Annotated in this window: 21 protein-coding genes; 12 read left to right on the top strand and 9 right to left on the bottom strand. The window is 71.8% G+C overall.

The window, feature by feature from the left end; all coding sequences use genetic code 11:
- Window position 1: 1 nt before the first annotated feature.
- On the bottom strand, window positions 2-634 hold the full coding sequence (locus tag FK530_RS09805; protein WP_146486827.1) for a DUF2461 domain-containing protein: 633 nt from the start codon (window positions 632-634) through the stop codon (window positions 2-4).
- Between the two features lie 22 nt (window positions 635-656).
- On the opposite strand from FK530_RS09805, the gene FK530_RS09810 reads away from it, so the two are divergent.
- Window positions 657-1,115, top strand: coding sequence for a peroxiredoxin (locus FK530_RS09810; protein WP_146486828.1), 459 nt, complete (start codon window positions 657-659; stop codon window positions 1,113-1,115).
- A 50-nt stretch (window positions 1,116-1,165) separates the two neighbouring features.
- Window positions 1,166-1,615, top strand: a complete 450-nt coding sequence (locus tag FK530_RS09815; protein ID WP_146486829.1) for an acetyltransferase — start codon at window positions 1,166-1,168, stop codon at window positions 1,613-1,615.
- Here FK530_RS09815 and FK530_RS09820 read toward each other — a convergent pair.
- Window positions 1,612-2,055, bottom strand: coding sequence for a MarR family winged helix-turn-helix transcriptional regulator (locus tag FK530_RS09820; RefSeq protein ID WP_158645069.1), 444 nt, complete (start codon window positions 2,053-2,055; stop codon window positions 1,612-1,614). The genes FK530_RS09815 and FK530_RS09820 overlap by 4 nt on opposite strands.
- A gap of 94 nt (window positions 2,056-2,149) precedes the next feature.
- Between FK530_RS09820 and FK530_RS09825 the strand changes: the two genes are divergently transcribed.
- The 5 genes from FK530_RS09825 (at window position 2,150) to FK530_RS09845 (ending at window position 5,785) form a co-directional block, all read left to right on the top strand.
- Entirely contained in the window at window positions 2,150-2,842 is a 693-nt protein-coding gene (locus tag FK530_RS09825) for a type 1 glutamine amidotransferase domain-containing protein (protein ID WP_146486831.1), read from the top strand.
- A gap of 91 nt (window positions 2,843-2,933) precedes the next feature.
- Window positions 2,934-3,329, top strand: a complete 396-nt coding sequence (locus tag FK530_RS09830) for a YciI family protein (protein WP_146486832.1) — start codon at window positions 2,934-2,936, stop codon at window positions 3,327-3,329.
- The gene (locus FK530_RS09835) at window positions 3,329-4,516 is read left to right on the top strand and encodes an RNA polymerase sigma factor (RefSeq protein WP_146486833.1); all 1,188 of its coding nucleotides are present in this window, start codon (window positions 3,329-3,331) and stop codon (window positions 4,514-4,516) included. The genes FK530_RS09830 and FK530_RS09835 overlap by 1 nt, the downstream gene beginning before the upstream one ends.
- 35 nt (window positions 4,517-4,551) lie before the next feature.
- A complete protein-coding gene (locus tag FK530_RS09840) occupies window positions 4,552-5,118 on the top strand; it encodes a DUF1707 SHOCT-like domain-containing protein (protein ID WP_146486834.1) in 567 nt (188 codons plus the stop codon).
- Window positions 5,119-5,161: 43 nt separating this feature from the next.
- On the top strand, window positions 5,162-5,785 hold the full coding sequence (locus tag FK530_RS09845; protein ID WP_146486835.1) for a maleylpyruvate isomerase family mycothiol-dependent enzyme: 624 nt from the start codon (window positions 5,162-5,164) through the stop codon (window positions 5,783-5,785).
- A 9-nt stretch (window positions 5,786-5,794) separates the two neighbouring features.
- Here FK530_RS09845 and FK530_RS09850 read toward each other — a convergent pair whose 3' ends face one another.
- The gene (locus FK530_RS09850) at window positions 5,795-6,532 is read right to left on the bottom strand and encodes a Clp protease N-terminal domain-containing protein (protein WP_146486836.1); all 738 of its coding nucleotides are present in this window, start codon (window positions 6,530-6,532) and stop codon (window positions 5,795-5,797) included.
- A gap of 55 nt (window positions 6,533-6,587) precedes the next feature.
- The gene (locus FK530_RS09855; RefSeq protein ID WP_146486837.1) at window positions 6,588-7,217 is read right to left on the bottom strand and encodes an NAD(P)H-dependent oxidoreductase; all 630 of its coding nucleotides are present in this window, start codon (window positions 7,215-7,217) and stop codon (window positions 6,588-6,590) included.
- A 9-nt stretch (window positions 7,218-7,226) separates the two neighbouring features.
- On the opposite strand from FK530_RS09855, the gene FK530_RS09860 reads away from it, so the two are divergent.
- Complete coding sequence (locus FK530_RS09860; protein WP_158645070.1) at window positions 7,227-7,634, top strand: MerR family transcriptional regulator; 408 nt, start codon at window positions 7,227-7,229, stop codon at window positions 7,632-7,634.
- Here FK530_RS09860 and FK530_RS09865 read toward each other — a convergent pair.
- On the bottom strand, window positions 7,624-7,977 hold the full coding sequence (locus FK530_RS09865; RefSeq protein WP_146486839.1) for a Fe-S protein: 354 nt from the start codon (window positions 7,975-7,977) through the stop codon (window positions 7,624-7,626). The two genes, FK530_RS09860 and FK530_RS09865, sit on opposite strands and share 11 nt — an antisense overlap.
- A gap of 105 nt (window positions 7,978-8,082) precedes the next feature.
- Here FK530_RS09865 and FK530_RS09870 point away from each other — a divergent pair, with 105 nt between their 5' ends.
- Genes FK530_RS09870 through FK530_RS09880 form a run of 3 tightly spaced genes read left to right on the top strand, consistent with a single transcriptional unit; the run spans window position 8,083 to window position 10,679 of the window.
- Window positions 8,083-9,276: an NAD(P)/FAD-dependent oxidoreductase gene (locus FK530_RS09870; RefSeq protein WP_146486840.1), complete on the top strand. Its 1,194-nt coding sequence runs from the start codon at window positions 8,083-8,085 to the stop codon at window positions 9,274-9,276.
- A 5-nt stretch (window positions 9,277-9,281) separates the two neighbouring features.
- Window positions 9,282-10,253, top strand: coding sequence for a DUF5995 family protein (locus tag FK530_RS09875; protein ID WP_146486841.1), 972 nt, complete (start codon window positions 9,282-9,284; stop codon window positions 10,251-10,253).
- A 24-nt stretch (window positions 10,254-10,277) separates the two neighbouring features.
- Entirely contained in the window at window positions 10,278-10,679 is a 402-nt protein-coding gene (locus tag FK530_RS09880; protein WP_146486842.1) for a PaaI family thioesterase, read from the top strand.
- A 4-nt stretch (window positions 10,680-10,683) separates the two neighbouring features.
- Here FK530_RS09880 and FK530_RS09885 read toward each other — a convergent pair whose 3' ends face one another.
- The 4 genes from FK530_RS09885 to FK530_RS09900 all read right to left on the bottom strand — a co-directional run bounded on the left by FK530_RS09885 (window position 10,684) and on the right by FK530_RS09900 (window position 14,062).
- Window positions 10,684-11,721, bottom strand: coding sequence for a DUF4349 domain-containing protein (locus FK530_RS09885; RefSeq protein WP_146486843.1), 1,038 nt, complete (start codon window positions 11,719-11,721; stop codon window positions 10,684-10,686).
- Complete coding sequence (locus FK530_RS09890; protein WP_146486844.1) at window positions 11,718-12,284, bottom strand: RNA polymerase sigma factor; 567 nt, start codon at window positions 12,282-12,284, stop codon at window positions 11,718-11,720. The genes FK530_RS09885 and FK530_RS09890 overlap by 4 nt, the downstream gene beginning before the upstream one ends.
- A 65-nt stretch (window positions 12,285-12,349) precedes the next feature.
- The gene (locus FK530_RS09895; RefSeq protein ID WP_146486845.1) at window positions 12,350-12,988 is read right to left on the bottom strand and encodes an HAD-IA family hydrolase; all 639 of its coding nucleotides are present in this window, start codon (window positions 12,986-12,988) and stop codon (window positions 12,350-12,352) included.
- A 66-nt stretch (window positions 12,989-13,054) separates the two neighbouring features.
- A complete protein-coding gene (locus tag FK530_RS09900; protein ID WP_146486846.1) occupies window positions 13,055-14,062 on the bottom strand; it encodes an alpha-hydroxy acid oxidase in 1,008 nt (335 codons plus the stop codon).
- Between the two features lie 196 nt (window positions 14,063-14,258).
- On the opposite strand from FK530_RS09900, the gene fdnG reads away from it, so the two are divergent.
- Window positions 14,259-17,480: a formate dehydrogenase-N subunit alpha gene (gene fdnG / locus FK530_RS09910; RefSeq protein WP_231706576.1), complete on the top strand. Its 3,222-nt coding sequence runs from the start codon at window positions 14,259-14,261 to the stop codon at window positions 17,478-17,480.
- Window positions 17,481-17,509: the final 29 nt, after the last annotated feature.

A 17,509-nucleotide genomic window follows, 5' to 3' on the forward strand; every position in this document is an offset into this window, starting at 1 on the left:
ATCAGGCGTCGCCGTGCTCCACGAGCCAGTCGAGCAGGGCCGAGGTCTCGCGCCAGTGCTTGCGGATCTGTGGGACCAGCTTCGGCGTGTGGATGATCTCCTCGAAGCCGTAGTCCCGCATGGCGCTGAGCGACTTGTGTCGCAGCAGTTCGATTCTCGGATGATCGGCGTCCCACCCGCGCGGGGAGGTCTTGAGCGTCTCGCCGCCGATCTCCCAGCCCTTGCGGCGCAGCTCGCCGACGATCTGCTCCAGCGCGGGCCCGTACAGGTCGTTGTCGATCGCCTTCCGGAAGGCCGCGAGCCGGGTGGGGCTCGCCTCGTAGAAGCCGGCGCCGACGCGGACGCCGGGGGCGCCGATCTGGACGTAGTAGCCCGTCGCCGGACCGACGCCGATGAATGCGCCCTGGTGCGTCTTGTAGGGCGTCTTGTCCTTGGAGAAGCGCACATCCCGGTACGGACGGAAGATCTTGGCGGTGCCGAACTCGTCCGCCAGCTCCTCGGTCAGCGCGGCCATCGGAGCGGCGACGGCGGTCTTGTAGACGTCCTTGTGCGCCTCCCAGAAGACCTTCGAGTTGTCGGCCTCGAGGTCGTCGTAGAAATCCAGCGCCGCCTCGGGGAATCCGGTGAAGCTCATGCCGTCAGGCTAGCCTTGGAGCATGAAACCCGGTGACACCGCGCCCGACTTCGAACTGCCCGACCAGGACGGCACGCCGCGGAAGCTGAGCGACCTGCTCGCCGCCGGCCCCGTCGCCCTCTTCTTCTACCCGGCCGCGTTCACGCCGGGCTGCACGAAGGAGGCGTGCCACTTCCGCGACCTCGCCGCCGAGTTCGCCGAGGCGGGGGTGCAGCGCGTCGGTATCAGCCGCGACGCGGTCGCCAAGCAGCAGGATTGGACCGCCAAGCACGGCCTCGATTATCCGCTGCTCTCGGACGAGGACGGGGCGGTCGCCGCGGCGTTCGGCGTCAAGCGGGACGGTCTGCTCAAGCTGGCGGGTATGCCGACCAAGCGCACGACCTTCGCGATCCGTGCCGACGGCACCGTCGCCGATGTGATCGCCTCCGAGGTGAACATGCAGGTCCACGCCGACCGCGCGCTCACCGCCCTGCGCTCGTGACCGGTCGGGCGTGCCTCTGAGCCCGAAAACAACTCGACACGTCCGGAACAATGACGGGCGTGATCATCCTTCGCGACGGCACCGGCGCCGACCATCCCGTGCTCGTGCAGGTCTGGCGCAGCTCGGTCGACGCGACGCACGACTTCCTCGCCGACGCCGACCGTGACGCCATCGAGGCGCGCCTCGCGAGCGACTACTTCCCGCAGGTCCGGCTCACGGTCGCGGAGGTCGACGGTGCGGTCGCCGGCTTCTCGGGGATCGCGGGGGAGGACCTCGCGATGTTGTTCGTCCACGCCGACGCCCGCGGCGGAGGCGTCGGGCGGGCGCTCCTCCACCACGCGGTCCGTGAGCAGGGCGTGCGGACCGTCGACGTGAACGAGCAGAACCATCAGGCCGTCGGCTTCTACGCGCACAGCGGCTTCACGGTGACGGGCCGGAGCGAGACCGACGGCGACGGCCTGCCGTACCCGCTCCTGCACCTGGCGCTCGGTTCGGCCTAGCCGTCGCAGCCGTCGCGTGAGGCCCGGGCGACGATCGCGACCGCGCGTCGCAGCGCCTCGGCATCGTCGGGCGACAACGGCCCGAGCAGCTCCGCCTCGGCGGCGGCCACCGCCACGCCGACCTCGCGCAGCGTCGCGAGCCCCGCGTCAGTGGGCACGACGCGGCGCGCCCGGCGATCGGTGGGGGAGGGCTCGCGGCGTACCAGTCCCGCGCCGACGAGGTCGTCGACCACGTACGGCATCACCGACTTGTCGATGAGCAGGTACTCGGCGAGGGCGAGCTGCGTCGGCAGGTCGTACGTCGCGGCGGCGTACAGCGTTTGGTAGCCGCGCACACCGCGGGGGATCCGGTCGAGGATCGGAGCCACCGCCTCCGCGTAGGCCTTGTTCAACACCCCCACGGACCAGCCGAAATCGCAGGTCTCCTCATGCTCCGCCACAAGCCGTAGCCTAACAGGTGACACATATCAGTTGATATACATATCAGTTGTGGTACGGTTCAGTTGTCGAGCAAATCAATCCGAGGAGAACCTCATGAGTCGCATCCTGGTCGTCACCACCAGCGTCCCCTCCTACGCCGTGAGCGGGCGCCGCACCGGCCTCTGGCTGGGCGAACTCACTCACTTCGTGGACGCCGTCGAAGCGGCGGGCCACACCACTGTCATCGCGAGCATCGACGGTGGCTTCGTGCCGATCGACCCCGAGTCGCTCAGTCACGAGGTCCTGGCACAGGGCGGCACCCGCGCCCGCTACGACGACCCCGCCTTCATGGACCGACTGCGGAACACGCCGTCGCTCAGCGACGTCGATGCCGCGGACTTCGACGCGATCTACCTCACCGGCGGCCACGGTGTCATGTTCGACTTCCCGGCTGACGAGCGTCTCGCGACCCTGCTGCGCGAGTTCGATGAGGCGGGCAAGGTCGTCTCCGCCGTCTGCCACGGCACCGCGGGCCTGCTCGGTGCCAGCAAATCCGACGGTGCGCCGCTCATCGCCGGCCGCCGCATCGCCGGGTTCTCGTGGAACGAGGAGGTCCTGGCGGGGCTCGACGCCATCGTCCCGTTCAACCTCGAGGAGCGGATCGCCGAGCGCGGCGCCACCTACGTCGAGGCCGACGAGGCCTGGGCCCCGTTCGCCGTGACCGACGGCACCGTCGTGACCGGCCAGAACCCGGCAAGTGCGCACCCCGTCGCCGAGGGGGTCCTGGCGTTGCTCGCGGCGCGCTAGAAGATTCGTCCGGCGGGTTGTCGATTCCGCGTCGCCTCGATCGTCATCACTGTGCCCCGCCCCTGGGGCACAGTGGACATCAGGAGGAATCATGCATTACGCACTGCTGCTCAACAACGCCGAGCCCGGCGAGGGCGACAACCCCGACGTGCCGATGGAGGCGATGCTGCAGATGCAGCGGGCGATGGCGGATTACACCGCCGCACTGCAGGCCGCGGGCGTGCTCGTCAGCGCGGAGATCCTGGAACCGCAGGCGCAGACGGTCACCGTCACGCGCCGCGACGGAGACCTCCGCATCCAGGACGGGCCCTTCGCGGACACCCGGGAGGCGCTCGCCGGTGTCTTCCTGCTCGACGTGCCGGACCAGGACGCCGCGATCGCCTGGGCGGAGAAGCATCCCGCCACCCAGTACGCCGTGATCGAGGTCCGCAAGGTCGCCGCGGCCTGTGATGAGGGCGTCTGGAACGCCAACGCCTGCACGGACTGATGCACGCCGACGCGCAGGTGCGGGCGGAGACCGCCGCCCGCACCTCGTACGGCCGGCTGCTGGCGCTCCTCGCCGCGCGCACCCACGACGTCGCCTCCGCGGAGGACGCGCTTGCCGACGCCTTCGAGCGGGCCCTCACGCGGTGGCCGGTCGACGGTGTGCCCGACGACCCGGACGCCTGGCTGCTCACCGTGGCGCGGAACCGTCAGCGCGACAGGTGGCGCTCCGCCGCCGAGCGCACGTCGGTCCTCTTCGACGAGGCCGTACACGACGCTCCCGCCCCGGGGGCCGTTCCCGACCGACGACTGGAGCTGCTCCTCGTCTGCGCGCACCCGGACCTCGCGGACGCGAGCGTGCCGCTCATGCTCAACACCGTCCTGGGCTTCACAGCCGAACGGATCGGGGCGGCACTGTTGATCCCCACCGCGACGATGGCCGCGCGGCTCACGCGGGCGAAGAAGCGGATCGCGCGCGATCGGATCCCGTTCGTAGTGCCCGAGAACGGGCAGCTCGCCGACCGCCTCACCCCGGTCCTGGAGGCGGTGTACGGCTCGTACGCCATCGAATGGCCGACGCCCCCGCGGGAGCGACATGCACTGTTGCTCGGCCTCGGCGAAACCATCGCCGCCGCGGCCCCGTCGGCACCCGAGGCGCACGGCCTTGCCGCCCTGATGTACCTCTCCAGTGCCCGCCTGCCGGCGCGGGTCGACGAGGACGGGCGATTCGTTCCACTGTCGCTCCAGGATCCGGACCGGTGGGACCGGGACCTGATCTCCGCTGGTCACCACCACCTCCGGGCAGCGCATGGGCTCGGCGCCGTCGGCCGGTTCCAGTTGGAAGCCGCGATCGGCGCCGTGCACTGTGCCCGCCGCCCCGGCGAGGAGCCGGACTGGACGCACCTGCGTCGTCTGTACGACGCCCTGATCGCGCTCGCGCCGACGCGTGGTGCCGCCGTCGCACGAGCCGCCGTCATCGCCGAGGTCGACGGTCCGCGCGCGGGCCTGGCGGCGCTCGACGCGGTCGACGCCGTGGACCGGTTGCAGTCCGCGTGGGCGCTCCGCGCGCATCTGTTGGATCTCGTCGGCGACCCCGGGGCGGGAACGGCCCGGGCCAAAGCGATCTCGCTCACGACCGATCCGGCCGAGCGCCAGTACTTGCGGCGCACTGCCCGCGAGAGCGGGCGGTAGCAGCGGAACTGGCGCCGAATCGTTAGGGTCGGGCCATGGCGGACAGCGATGAGATCCGAGTCGGCGATCCTGAACGGCAGCGGGCAGTGGAACTGCTCGGCGAGGCGATGGCCACGGGGTATCTCACCGTGGACGAGTTCGACCAGCGCACGCACGCCGCGTACGGCGCGACGAATCGCGGTGAGCTGCAGTCGATCGTGAACGACCTTCCGATCCGCGACCGGCTCTTCCCGCGCACCGTCGCGGAGCGGGCCGCGGACACCCCGCCGGAGGAGCTGGACATCGAGTGGACCACGGTGCACCGCAAGGGCGTGTGGACCGCCCCCGCGCGGATGCGGATCTCCGGCTCGATGGGCACGGCGAACATCGACTTCCGTCGCGCCGACCTCCCGTACGGCGAGGTCGAGGTCGACCTGCAGGTATCGATGAGCTCGGTCAAGGTGCGCCTGAGCCCGACGATGCGCGTCGACGTGTCGGGCATCGGGCGTTCCGGTTTGAGCTCCGTCAAGGACAGGTCAGGACCGCCCGAGGGCGCGTCGGGACCGCTGGTGGTGATCAAGGGATCCGTGTCGGCGGGGAGCACGATCGTCCTTCGCCGGTGAGCGAGCCGATCCCGCGCTACGGTGAGCGGGACGAAGGAGTGTCATGTCCGATGTCTGGCAGCTGGTCCACACGGAGCGCCGCGCCCTGATCGCCTTCCTGGAGGGGGTCGACGACGCCCGCTGGGACACACCCTCGCTGTGCCCCGGGTGGCGCGTGCGCGACGTCGTCGCGCATCAGATCTCCACTGCCGACACCACCCGCCTGAGCTTCATCAGGGGAATGATCGTCGCCCGCTTCGACTTCGACCGCGACAACCAGAACGGCGTCGACCGGGAGCTGGGGCCGGCGGCGCAGATGCTCGACCGGTTCCGGGCGCTGGCCGACCGCACGTCCGGACCGCCCGCCCCGCTCGATACCCGACTCGTCGAGGCCGTGGTGCACGGCGAGGACATCCGACGTCCGCTCGGTGCCGTCGGCGACTATCCGACTGAAGCGGTCGAGCGTGCGCTGCGGCTGCAGGCCCGCACGGGCACGGGGATGGGCGGCGCGAAGGAGCACGTCGCGGGCCTGCGACTGCGCGCCACCGACGCCGACGTCACGCTCGGTGACGGACCCGAGGTGGCCGGACCGCTGCTGGCGCTGCTGCTGGCCGTGAGCGGGCGCACCATCGCCCTCGAGGAACTGGACGGCGAGGGGCTGTCGACGCTCGCTGGCCGCGTGGCCTGACGATCGCTGTCAGTCAGGCGTGTAGGCCGACAAGACCTCGCGCACCGCGGCGTCGATCGTGGCGTGATCCACGCCGCGTTCGTTCAGGATGATCGCGCCGGGTCCGGTGCCCTCCGCGAGGATGCCGAGCAGGATGTGCTCGGTGCCGACGTAGTTGTGCCCCAGGCGGAGTGCCTCGCGCAGCACCATCTCGACGGTCTTCTTCGCCGCGGGCGAGAAGGGGATCGGATCCGGGCTCTCGCCATCGTCCGGCGCGGAGATCCGCCGGCGCACCACCTCCTCCGTGACCGCCTCCTGAGTGATGCCGCGGCCCAGGAGCAGCCGCGCCGCAATGCCCTCGGGCTCGCGGAACAGCCCCAGCAGCATGTGGTCCGTATCGATGACCGGGCTCCCGACCTCGCGGGCCTCGTCCTGCGCAGCGACAACCACGCTGCGGGCCCGCGGCGTGAAGCGGGAGTACGGCGATCCCGTGGCGTCGATCAGCGTCGACGGATCGACGCTGGGCGGCGCCGAGCGCTGCTGCGCCGCCTGTTTGGTCATCCCCATCGATTCGCCGATCGACGTCCACGTGGCGCCGCTGCGCCGCGCTTGGTCGACGAAGTGGCCGACGAGATGGTCGGCGGTCTCGCCGAGGTGCGCCGCGACGGCCACGGCGTCGCCGAGGCGCTCGAGCGCGGTGCCGTCGGGGTGCAGCGCGTGCACGGTGCGGATCAGGTTGTCGAGGCTGATGGGTTCGTTCTCGGGCATGCGTCAAGCATGAGTTGACGAAACGATGTTGTCAACCTTTGATTGACGAGCGGGTTCAGGCGGCGTCGCGGGTGACCGCCCGCTCGGCGATGGCAGTCCCCGCGGACTCGGCCGCGCGCTCGCGGGCGAGATGCTGTTCCGGGTCGTCGGATTCGCCGTCGACCAGCAGGAACAGGTCGGAATCCTCGACGCCCATGTATCCCGCCAGGCCGTCGACCAACTGGGCGCGCATCCCGTCGAGGTAACCGTGCTTGCGGTACGTCGATTCGCCGACGGCGCCGATCGGGAAGAAGTAGAGGCGCTTCGGCGCGGCGAGCTCGGCGCCGGACCCCGTGTCGTCGTACGCCCAGTCGCGCGTGAAGACGCGGTCGACCCAGCCCTTGAGCGGGCCGGGCAGGCCCCACCAGTAGACGGGGAAGACGACCGCGATCGCGTCGAACTCCTCCAGGCGTCGCTGCTCCGCCCGGACGTCCGCGGGGACGGCCGAGCGGTCGCGGTAGGCGGCGTGGTCGTCGGGGCCGAATGTCGGATCGAAGCCCGCGGCGAGCACGTCGTGGTGCTCGACCTCGGCGTATCCGCCCCGCAGTAGGCCGCGGGCGACGGCGCGGGCGGTGCGGGCGGTGGCGGAGTCGGCGTCGGGATGGGCGGTGACCACGACCGCGTGGAGCTGCTGGTGATTCGTCATACTGAGAGCATGAACTCTGACACCAATGTCATAGTCAAGCCCGGCCTCCGGATGCGCGATCTCTGCGCGCGCACGGGCGCGACGCCGCGGATGATCCGCCACTACGAGGCGACGGGGATCCTCGCCCCCGGGCGCGAGTCCAACGGCTATCGGGTGTTCACGGAGGAGGATGTGCGCACCGTCGCCGACGCGCGCTGCCTCATCGAGGCCGGGCTGTCGGCGGCCGAGACGGCCGAGCTCGTGGGCATCGTCTGCGGCGACGGCGATCCGGCGCCCGGGGAGCTCGACGCCGCGTTGATCCGCATCGCCGAGCGCCGAACCGTGCTCGACGAGCGGATCGCCCAGCTCATCGACGCGAGGGCCAAGCTCGACGAGCTGCGGGACTACGTGCACGAGGCCCGCGGTGTCACCAGATGACTGCGAGCCCCGCGGCGGTCAGCGACAGTAGACCGGCGGCGTAGAACATCCCGCGCGGCACGGCCTCGCCCGTCCGCTTCTGCCGCGCGCTGCCCATGCCCAGGAGGCCGCCGAGAGCCAGCAGGATCACCAGCTTGATCCCGATCTTGGGGTAGTTCAGCTCGATCCCCGCCGGCCACGGCGCCGCGAGGGCGAGGCCGGTGATCAGGGAGAGGAGCAGGCCGTAGTCCATGACCCGGTCGAAGCGGAACCGGCGCGACGCCGCCGAAGCCACCCAGCCGCCGAAGGTGATCGCGAAGCCCACGATGTGCACGAGAACTATTACGTTGCGTAGTACTTCCATGGTCTCAGCGTAGCGAACCGGACGAATCGTGCACGGGGTACCAGGATTCGCGCGAACCGCGCCGAGGGGTTCCCTGCGCCCGTGGACGGGGCTACGGTCGGAGCCATGGGTGCAGTCGTCATCGTCGGAGCAGGGCTTGCAGCCGCGAAAGCGGCGGAGGCGCTGAGGGATCTGGGCCACGACGGCCCCGTCGTGCTGATCGGGGCCGAGCCTCACCGGCCGTACGAGCGGCCCCCGCTGTCCAAGGACTATCTCCAGGGCAAGGCCGACCGCGAGAGCGTCTTCACCTTCGACGCCGCCTGGTACGCCGACCACGATGTCACCCTGCGAACCGGAGTCCGGGCCGTCTCACTCGACCGCGAGGGGCGCACCGTCGGCCTCGACACGGGGGAGTCCGTGCCCTACGACGACCTGATCCTGGCCACCGGTTCCCGCGCGCGACCGTTGCCCGGAGCCGACGGCGTGCACTACCTGCGGACGCTCGATGACAGCGATGCCCTGCGGGCGGTCTTCGAGAAGGGCGGGCGCCTCGGCGTCGTCGGCGCCGGCTGGATCGGGCTCGAGGCCGCTGCGGCCGCCCGCGGCGCCGGCCTGGAGGTCACCGTCGTCGAGCCCGCCGAACAGCCGTTGCTCGGCGCGCTCGGCCCCGAACTCGGCAAGGTCTTCGCCGACCTGCACCGCGCGCACGGCGTCGATCTGCGTACCGGGATCGGCGTGCGCGCCGTCGAACCCGGCGGTCGGGGCCTCGTCCTCGACGACGGGACCACGATCGAGACGGACGCCGTGCTCGTCGGGATCGGCGCGCTGCCGAACATCGAACTCGCCGACGAGGCCGGCCTGGCGACCGCGGAGGGCGGCGTCGCCGTCGACGCGGGACTGCGGACGTCCGACCCGCACGTCTTCGCCGTCGGGGACATCGCCGCCGCCGAGAACCCGACGGTGGGGCGGCGGGTCCGCGTGGAGCACTGGGCCAACGCGCTCAACCAGCCGCGCGTCGCCGCGGCGAACATCCTCGGCGGGTCCGAGGTCTACGACCGCCTCCCGTACTTCTTCACCGACCAGTACCAGCTCGGCATGGAGTACCTCGGCCTGTCCACCGGCTACGACGACGTGGTGATCCGCGGCGACCTCGACGCGCTGGAGTTCGTCGCCTTCTGGCTGGCGGAGGGGCGCGTCCTCGCCGGAATGAACGTGAACGTGTGGGACGTGGGCGATGATGTGCGTGCGCTGATCACATCCCGCCGGGTGGTCGACGCGGCTCGCCTCGCGGATCCCGGCGTACCGCTCGCGGAGGTCTAGTACGCATGACGCCCCGACGGTCGGCGCGGGTCGCCGGCGCGGTCGCCGCCGCCCTCGTCACCGTCTCGCTCTTCGTCGCTCCGGCGAGCGCGGCACCGTCGCCCTACTGCGGCACGGCGTTGACACCCGCGGAGAACGCGCGCATCGTCGCGCTCTCCGACCCGCGTGCGCTCCCCACCGCGCCGACGTTCGCGAGCTTGGACGACCTCGCGGTGCGGCAGCGCGGCATCGCCGACATCCTGGCCGCCCACCGCGACCGGCGGGGCCTGTTCGGCGTCGGCATGGACGGCGTGATCCGCGATGCGGTGACCCCGACGCAGCGGAACGAGGCGGGCCTCGACGATCCCCGCTACACGAAATCGCTGTCGATCGACCTGGTCAGCCGCTACCTGCGGGCCGTGCACGCGCAGTGGACCGGTGGCGCCGTGCCGCAGTGGTGGGGCAACTACTTCCGGCTGGCCGCGCGGTGCGAGCTGCCTCCCGGCCGGGTGGCGATGGCGGGCTACAACGCACACATCACTGTCGACCTGGCGTACACGGTCGCGCAGACCCGCAGCACGCCCGCGAACGCGCTCGACTTCTACCGCATCGTGGACTCGATCGCGAAGAACGGCAACGTGATCCCGGAACGCAGCAAGCGCATCTACGACGCCGACCTGTGGGGCCTGTGGACCTTCTACTTCTTCGGGCAGGGGCTCGACCGGCTCGTCGGCGCCGGCGTCGCCTCCAACCTGATGCTGCGCGCCGCCGACGACGGTTACAACACCCTCACCTTCGCGAACGGGCTCGCGCTGCAGAACCCCGGCGTCCGCCCGGCTACCGAGGGCGCGATCCTGGCGCTCTGGCAGACGGGCGAGATCGCCTTCGACGTCCTGTCGGGCCTGGGCGGCCTCGGCGCCCCGGTCGCGCCGGCCCCGAGCCCCGCCCCGACGCCGCGCCCCACACCCGCACCGGTCCTCGCCGCCAGCGGCCGCTGACCGGCGGGGTGCGATAGTGCAGGGGTGACCTTCGAGGAACTCGTCAACTACAACGACTCCCTGCCGTTCAACCGCTGGGCCGGTATCGAGGTGCTCAGCGCCGACCGGGAGGAGGTCGTGCTCCGCCTCGAGCGCCGCGACGACCTGTGCCAGAACGTCGGGGGCCTGCACGCCGCGCTCATCGCCGGCGTCCTCGAGAACGCGTGCGGCTACGCCCTCGCGATGCATCCCGGCGCGGGCGGCCTCGTCACGCAGATGGACACGCAGTTCCTGCGCCCCGCTCAGGGCGAGGCCTTCCTGGCCGTCGGCCGGGTGGTGAAGCCCGGCAGCAAGCAGAGCTTCTCCGAGGCCGACTTCTTCGTCGAGGTCGACGGTGCGCGCGGGCCACGGTTCGCCACGGCCCGCGCGCTCATCGTCCCGTCCTAGTCGATCAGGAGCGGGGCCGGAGGCGCCGCACCGCCCGGTAAAGCCCGTAGACGATCAGCAGCACCGCGGCCCACGGCAACACGGCGCCGACGATCACCAGCAGCCACCGTCCGGCGCCGAGCAGGGCGTCCCAGCCGTTCCGCAGCCCGCCCGTGAACCCGGACCGGTCGGCGCCGGCCGCGGCCGGCTTGTCGATCGACACCGTCACCGTCGAGAGCGACACCTGGTCCCCGATCGACGCGCGCCGCGACTGCAGCGTCTCCAACTCCTGCTGCCGGGAGGTGAGCGCGGACTCGGCCGCGATCACCTGGTCGGTGGTCTCGGCCCGCGCGAGGTTCGCCGTGAGCCGGTCGACGGAGACCTGAGTCGCGCGGATCCGCGCCTCGAGATCGACGACGGTGCCGGTCACGTCCTCGTGCTCCAGCCGCACGGAGCCGACCTCGCCCAGGCCGCCGACCTTCTCCACCAGCTCGTTCACCTTCTCGTTCGGCACCCGCAGTGTCAGCCTGGCGCGGGCGTTCTCGCCGCCGGTCTCGGTGCGCTGGTCGACCCGTCCGCCGAGCCGTTCGGCGAGCGCGGCCAGCTCTGTGGACACCGCCGCCGGGTCGGGGTTCGTCACGTCGACGGTGCCGGTGGTGATCACCTGCCGCGACGCCGGGGCGTTCGCCGGTGTCGACGGTGCGCCCGCCCCCGTCGTGGGCGCGGCGGCCCCCGTCGTGGGTGCCGCCTTCGGGGCGGGAGCGATCGTCGGCGCGCCGCCGGTGATGGGCGCGGACTCCGCGGCACCGCGACCCGCGGTCGCGGTCTGCGGCGCCGGGGCCGAGAACGCGGAGTCGCTTCCGCCGCCCTGGAACTGGCTCGCCACCACCCCGCCCACGGCCACCACCGCGATCGTGGCGGCCGCGGCGATGCCCAGCGTCCGGTGCTTGCGGCTGCGGCGCCGCGCCCGCAGGTCGTCGCCGACCTCGGTCATCACCGCGGAGCGCATGGCGGCGAGGCGGTCGTCGGTGAGGATGTCGTCGGGGGTGATCCGGGCGGTCATGACTGCTCCCTCAGGGTGCTCAGGTCGGCGCGCAGGCGGCCGCGCAGCCGGGAGACGCGGTTGCGCACGGCGGCGTGGGTCACGCCCACCTCCGCGGCGGCCCGCTCGTAGGTCTGTTCGTCCTCCACGCACAGGCGGTAGAGGCGCTGGTCGGTGGGGGACAGGGCGTTCACCGCGCCGGCGATGAGCGTGCGGACCTCGGCGGCGAGCACCTCGTCCTCGGGCGAGGGCGTCGCGTCCGGCGGCTCGGCGTCGTCGAGCGGGGCCGATCTGTCGCGGACCGCGGAGAGGCGCCGCCCCGCGTTGAGCGCGGTGTACCGCGCGGTGGTGAGCAGCCACGGGAGCACCGACTCGTCGACGATCCGCACCGAATCGATGCGGCGCCAGAGCGTGAGGAAGGTGTCCTGGGCGACTTCCTGCGCGGCATCGGCGTCGCGCAGCACGGTGTAAGCCTGCCAGTAGACGGGGCGCACGTGGCGATCATGGATCGCCGCGAAGGCGGAGCCGTCCCCGCCCGCGGCGCGGGCGAGGAGGGTCCGGTCCGCGGATTCGTCGGTTCTCATCGTGGACGTCACACCTCTCTATGTCCCCGAGATGCCCGACCGTCTCGTCCGCGTTCGGAGGTTCGTCAGACGGTGAGGTGGATGCCCTCGTCGTCGACGGTGACGCCGACCGCCGTCAGGTCGTCGACGTGTGCGTCGGGGGAGAAGCGGGCCGCCTGCGGGCCCACCCCGACCACGCGCATCCCGGCGGCCTTCGCGGCGGCGACGCCGGCCTCCGAGTCCTCGAAGACGATGCAGTCGGCGGGGTCGACGCCCAGCAGCGCCGCGCCGTGGAGGAAGCCCTCGGGGTCGGGCTTGCTGGCGCGCACGTCCTCGGCCGTCACCCGCACCGCCGGCAGCGGCAGGCCCGCCGCGCCCATGCGCGCCGTCGAGAGGGGCACGTCCGCCGAGGTCACCAGGGCGTGCGGCGCACCGTCGAGCGCGGCGAGGAACGCGGGCGCTCCCGCGACGGGGACGACGCCCTCGGTGTCGGCGGTCTCCTGCGCGAGCAGGAGGCGGTTCTCGGCGAGATTGACCTCCGCCGGGCGGTCGGGCAGCAGTTCGGCCATGGTCGCGTGCCCCTGCCGGCCGTGCGCGACGGCCAGCACGGCGGCGGGGTCGAGGCCCTTCTCCCGCGCCCACCGGGTCCAGCAGCGTTCGACGACGGCGTGCGAATCGACCAGCGTGCCGTCCATGTCCAGCAGCAGTGCGCGACCGGTGAGCATGCATGTCCTCCTGGGGTGGGCGTACGGGCACCACGATACGGACCGGTTCGGGTGGGGCGGTACGGATCAGCGGGCGACGACGAGGTCGTCAGACAGCTCGGCGATGCGGCTGGCGCCCGCCAGCCCCATGACGTGTCGGAGCTCGTCGTGCAGGTCGTTCAGCACCGAGCGGACACCGTCGGCCCCGGAGACGGCCAGGCCCCACAGGATCGGGCGGCCGACGAAGACGGCGTCCGCGCCGAGCGCGAGCGCCGCGAGCGCGTCGAGGCCGTCGCGGACGTCGCCGTCGACGAGGACGGTCGCCTCGGCGCCGACGGCCGCCGCGACCCGGGGCAGGGCCTGCGCTGGAGCGACGGTGCGACCCAGCTGCCGCCCGCCGTGATCGCTCACCCAGATTCCCGCGGCGCCCGCGTCGACGCACCGTCGGGCCTCGTCGGCGCGCAGCACGCCCTTGACGACGACCGGGAGGCCGGCCAGATCCGCGAGCCGGCCGATGTCCTCGACGCACGCTCCGGCGTCCTGTTCGATGGCGGCCCACGCGTCGGCCCCGGGTGGCAGGTGCTGGGCGACGTTCACCAGGGCGAGGTCGTCGTCCAGCGGCGGCAGCCCACGGCCACCGGAGCGGCCCACGTACGGGGTGTCGCCGGTGAGCACCAGCGCCGTCGCACCGGCCGCGGCGGCGCGGCGCACCAGTTCGTCGGTGATGCCGCGGTCGCGCATGAGGTAGACCTGCTGCCACCACGGCCCGGTCGCTGCCGCGGCGACGTCCTCGATCCGCGTCGTGGCGCGCATGGACAGTACGAACGGTGCGCCGCACTCCGCGGCGGCACGGGCGACGGCCGCTTCGCCGCCGGGATGGACCAGTCGGTGGAAGGCGGTCGGCGCGATGCCGATGGGGGAGCGCCAGGCTCCGAAGACCTTCGTCGTGGTGTCGATGGACCGGACGTCGCGCAGCACTCTCGGCGCGAACCTCCAGCGCTCCCACGGCGACTCGCCGACGGTCGCGCCGCGCATCAGGTATGCCCAGACCTCGGGCGGGAGCTCCCGCTCCGCGCGCTGTGCGAGTTCGATCATGAGCGGTGGCCCCCTGACTCTCGTGGCGCGGTCGCCGACGGGAGCCTTCACGATCTCACACGGTGCTCGTCGTGGATCCGCGGCTCGCGTCGGCAGGCCGCCGGTTCCCGCCTCGTGTGCGCCTCAGACGCGGATTCACGGGCGACGACAGCGGGTTCCGGAGCGGCGCGATCACGGCGGGGCTACGCTGAGGGCCATGACGAGGTTCAGCCCCCTCGAATGGCCCGTGCTGCGGCAGCTCCGCTCCGGGGACGTCTTCGGCCGCGGCCCGGCCGTCGAGTCGCCGCGTACCCGCGCGCTCGAGCCGCGCACGAAGACCGCCGACCGCGTGGTGCAGAGCGTCTGCCCGTTCTGCGCCGTCGGCTGCGGCCAGAAGGTCTACGTCAAGGACGAGAAGGTCATCCAGATCGAGGGCGATCCGGACTCGCCCATCTCGCGCGGGCGTCTGTGCCCCAAGGGCTCATCGAGCGAGCAGCTGGTGAACAACCCGCTGCGGCAGACGAAGATCCGGTACCGCGCCCCGTACGCCACGGAGTGGCAGGACCTCGACCGCGACACGGCGATCGACATGATCGCGGACCGCTTCGTCGAGGCGCGGCGCCACGGCTGGCAGGACTTCGACGAGCACGGGCGGCCGCTGCGCCGCACCATGGGGATCGCCTCGTTGGGCGGCGCCACGCTCGACAACGAGGAGAACTACCTCATCAAGAAGCTGTTCACCGCAGCGGGCGCCATCCAGATCGAGAACCAGGCGCGCATATGACACTCCGCCACGGTTCCCGGTCTGGGAGCCTCGTTCGGGCGCGGCGGCGCCACCCAGTCCCTGCAGGACATGGCCAACGCGGATTGCATCGTGCTCATGGGCGGCAACATGGCCGAGGCGCACCCCGTCGGGTTCCAGTGGGTCGCTGAGGCGAAGGCCCGTGGCGCGCGGGTGATCCATGTGGACCCGCGGTTCACGCGGACCTCCGCGGTGGCGGACCGGCACGTGCCGATCCGCGCGGGCTCCGACATCGTGCTGCTCGGCGGGCTCATCAACCACGTGCTCACCACCGACGCGTACTTCCGCGATTACGTCGTCGCGTACACCAACGCGGCGGAGATGGTCGGCGAGGAGTACCGCGACACGGAGGATCTCCACGGGCTGTTCTCCGGATTCGACCCGGAGACCGGGAAGTACGACCAGGCGACCTGGCAGTACGCCGAGGGACGCGACGAGACGCTGCAGGACCCGCGGACCGTCTTCCAGGTGCTGCGCCGGCACTACGCGCGCTACACCCCGGAGGTCGTGGCCGACATGTGCGGCATCTCGCCGGCCGAGTTCGCCTACCTGGCGGAGTCGATCACGAGCAACTCCGGGCGCGAGCGCACGACGTGCTTCGGCTACGCCACCGGCTGGACACAGCACACGATGGGCGCGCAGTTCATCCGCACCGCCGCGATCCTGCAGCTTCTACTGGGCAACGTCGGGCGGCCGGGCAGCGGCATCATGGCGCTGCGCGGGCACGCCAGCATCCAGGGCTCGACCGACATCCCCACGCTGTTCAACCTGCTGCCCGGCTACCTCCCGATGCCTTCGGTCGGCAAGCACGACAGCCTCGCCGACTACCTGGCGTCGGTCCGCCCGGCCACCGGCAAGGGCTACTGGCAGTACGCCGACACCTACCTGGTCAGCCTGCTCAAGGCCTGGTGGGGAGACGCGGCCACCGCGGAGAACGACTTCGCCTACGACTACCTGCCGAAGCTGAACGGGCCGGCGGGCACCTACCAGACGGCCGTCGACATGCTGGACGGGAAGGTCGACGGTTACTTCGTGCTCGGCCAGAACCCCGCCGTCGGCTCCGCCAACGGGCGGCAACAGCGGATGGGCATGGCGAAGCTCAAGTGGCTCGTCGTGCGGGACCTCAACATGATCGAGTCGGCGACGTGGTGGAAGGACGGACCGGAGATCGCCTCCGGCGAGCTGCGCACCGAGGACATCGGCACCGAGGTCTTCTTCATGCCCGCCGCCACGCACGTCGAGAAGGCCGGTTCCTTCACCCAGACCCAGCGCATGCTGCAGTGGCGCCACCAGGCCGTGCAGCCACCGGGCCAGGCCCAGAGCGAGCTCGACTTCTTCTACGAGCTGGGCATCCGGATCCGCGAGCGTCTCGCGGGCTCGACAGACGAGCGCGACCGCCCGCTGCTGGACCTCACCTGGGACTATCCGCCGGACGCGCACGGCAACCCGGATCCCGAGGCGGTGCTGTCGGAGATCAACGGCCGCTTCGTCTCCGGTCCGGACGCGGGGAAGAACCTCACGTCGTACACGCAGCTGAGGGCCGACGGTTCGACGATCGCGGGCTGCTGGATCTACACCGGCGTCTACGCCGACGGTGCCAATCGTGCCGCGCGCCGCGTACCCCACGGCGGGGGCGGGGTCACGCAGTCCGAATGGGGCTGGGTGTGGCCCGCCGATCGCCGGCTGCTCTACAACAGGGCGTCCGCGGACCCGCAGGGCCGGCCGTGGAGCGAGCGCAAGAAGTACCTGTGGTGGGACGAGGCCGCGGGTCGCTGGGCCGGCCCCGACGTCCCGGACTTCCCGGCGACGCTCGCCCCCGGCACGGTCCCGGAACCCGGGGCGACGGGGGCCGATGCCCTCGCCGGCGACGATCCGTTCATCATGCAGTCCGACGGCAAGGGCTGGCTGTTCGCTCCGTCGGGCCTCGTCGACGGCCCGCTGCCCACGCACTACGAGGCGCAGGAGTCGCCGGTGCGCAACGCGCTCTACCCGCAGCAACAGGCCCCCGCCCGGGTGCTGTTCCCGCGCGAGGACAATCTCGACGCGCCCAGCGCGGGCGACCCGGGGGCGGAGGTCTATCCGTACGTCTTCACCACCTACCGGCTCACCGAGCACCACACCGCGGGCGGCATGAGCCGCTGGTCGCCGTACCTCGCGGAGCTGCAGCCGGAGATGTTCTGCGAGGTCTCGCCGGGGCTGGCCGCCGAGTGCGGGCTCGAGAACGAGGGGTGGGCCACGATCATCTCGCCTCGCGCCGCGATCGAGTGCCGCGTGCTGGTCACCGAGCGGATGCGGCCCTTGACCATCGGCGGGCGTACCGTCCACCAGGTGGGTCTGCCCTACCACTGGGGTGTCGGCAGCGACGCCGTCGTGACGGGAGACGCCGCGAACGATCTGATCGGGGTCACGCTGGACCCGAACACGCAGATCCAGGAGTCGAAGGTGGGGTCCTGCACGGTGATCGCGGGCCGCCGTCCCCGCGGCGCGGCGCTGGAGGACCTGGTGCAGAGCTACCGGGACCGGGCGGGCGTCACCGTCGACACGGACAACGTGCGGCTGACCGCCCCGAAGCCCGGCGACATCGACCCCGACCCGGGGCGGGACGATCCCGAGCAGGAGGGATGGACCCGATGGTGACGCGGACACGGCGACGAGGAGGTGCGAGA

Source organism: Tsukamurella conjunctivitidis, assembly GCF_007858475.1.
GTDB lineage: Bacteria > Actinomycetota > Actinomycetes > Mycobacteriales > Mycobacteriaceae > Tsukamurella > Tsukamurella conjunctivitidis.

Excerpts from the sequence above, each read along its gene's own strand:
- FK530_RS09805 (WP_146486827.1), bottom strand. The coding sequence starts at position 634 with ATGAGCTTCACCGGATTCCCCGAGGCGGCGCTGGATTTCTACGACGAC.
- FK530_RS09810 (WP_146486828.1), top strand. The coding sequence starts at position 657 with ATGAAACCCGGTGACACCGCGCCCGACTTCGAACTGCCCGACCAGGAC.
- FK530_RS09815 (WP_146486829.1), top strand. The coding sequence starts at position 1,166 with ATGACGGGCGTGATCATCCTTCGCGACGGCACCGGCGCCGACCATCCC.
- FK530_RS09825 (WP_146486831.1), top strand. The coding sequence starts at position 2,150 with ATGAGTCGCATCCTGGTCGTCACCACCAGCGTCCCCTCCTACGCCGTG.
- FK530_RS09830 (WP_146486832.1), top strand. The coding sequence starts at position 2,934 with ATGCATTACGCACTGCTGCTCAACAACGCCGAGCCCGGCGAGGGCGAC.
- FK530_RS09835 (WP_146486833.1), top strand. The coding sequence starts at position 3,329 with ATGCACGCCGACGCGCAGGTGCGGGCGGAGACCGCCGCCCGCACCTCG.
- FK530_RS09840 (WP_146486834.1), top strand. The coding sequence starts at position 4,552 with ATGGCGGACAGCGATGAGATCCGAGTCGGCGATCCTGAACGGCAGCGG.
- FK530_RS09845 (WP_146486835.1), top strand. The coding sequence starts at position 5,162 with ATGTCCGATGTCTGGCAGCTGGTCCACACGGAGCGCCGCGCCCTGATC.
- FK530_RS09850 (WP_146486836.1), bottom strand. The coding sequence starts at position 6,532 with ATGCCCGAGAACGAACCCATCAGCCTCGACAACCTGATCCGCACCGTG.
- FK530_RS09855 (WP_146486837.1), bottom strand. The coding sequence starts at position 7,217 with ATGACGAATCACCAGCAGCTCCACGCGGTCGTGGTCACCGCCCATCCC.
- FK530_RS09860 (WP_158645070.1), top strand. The coding sequence starts at position 7,227 with ATGAACTCTGACACCAATGTCATAGTCAAGCCCGGCCTCCGGATGCGC.
- FK530_RS09865 (WP_146486839.1), bottom strand. The coding sequence starts at position 7,977 with ATGGAAGTACTACGCAACGTAATAGTTCTCGTGCACATCGTGGGCTTC.
- FK530_RS09870 (WP_146486840.1), top strand. The coding sequence starts at position 8,083 with ATGGGTGCAGTCGTCATCGTCGGAGCAGGGCTTGCAGCCGCGAAAGCG.
- FK530_RS09875 (WP_146486841.1), top strand. The coding sequence starts at position 9,282 with ATGACGCCCCGACGGTCGGCGCGGGTCGCCGGCGCGGTCGCCGCCGCC.
- FK530_RS09885 (WP_146486843.1), bottom strand. The coding sequence starts at position 11,721 with ATGACCGCCCGGATCACCCCCGACGACATCCTCACCGACGACCGCCTC.
- FK530_RS09890 (WP_146486844.1), bottom strand. The coding sequence starts at position 12,284 with ATGAGAACCGACGAATCCGCGGACCGGACCCTCCTCGCCCGCGCCGCG.
- FK530_RS09895 (WP_146486845.1), bottom strand. The coding sequence starts at position 12,988 with ATGCTCACCGGTCGCGCACTGCTGCTGGACATGGACGGCACGCTGGTC.
- FK530_RS09900 (WP_146486846.1), bottom strand. The coding sequence starts at position 14,062 with ATGATCGAACTCGCACAGCGCGCGGAGCGGGAGCTCCCGCCCGAGGTC.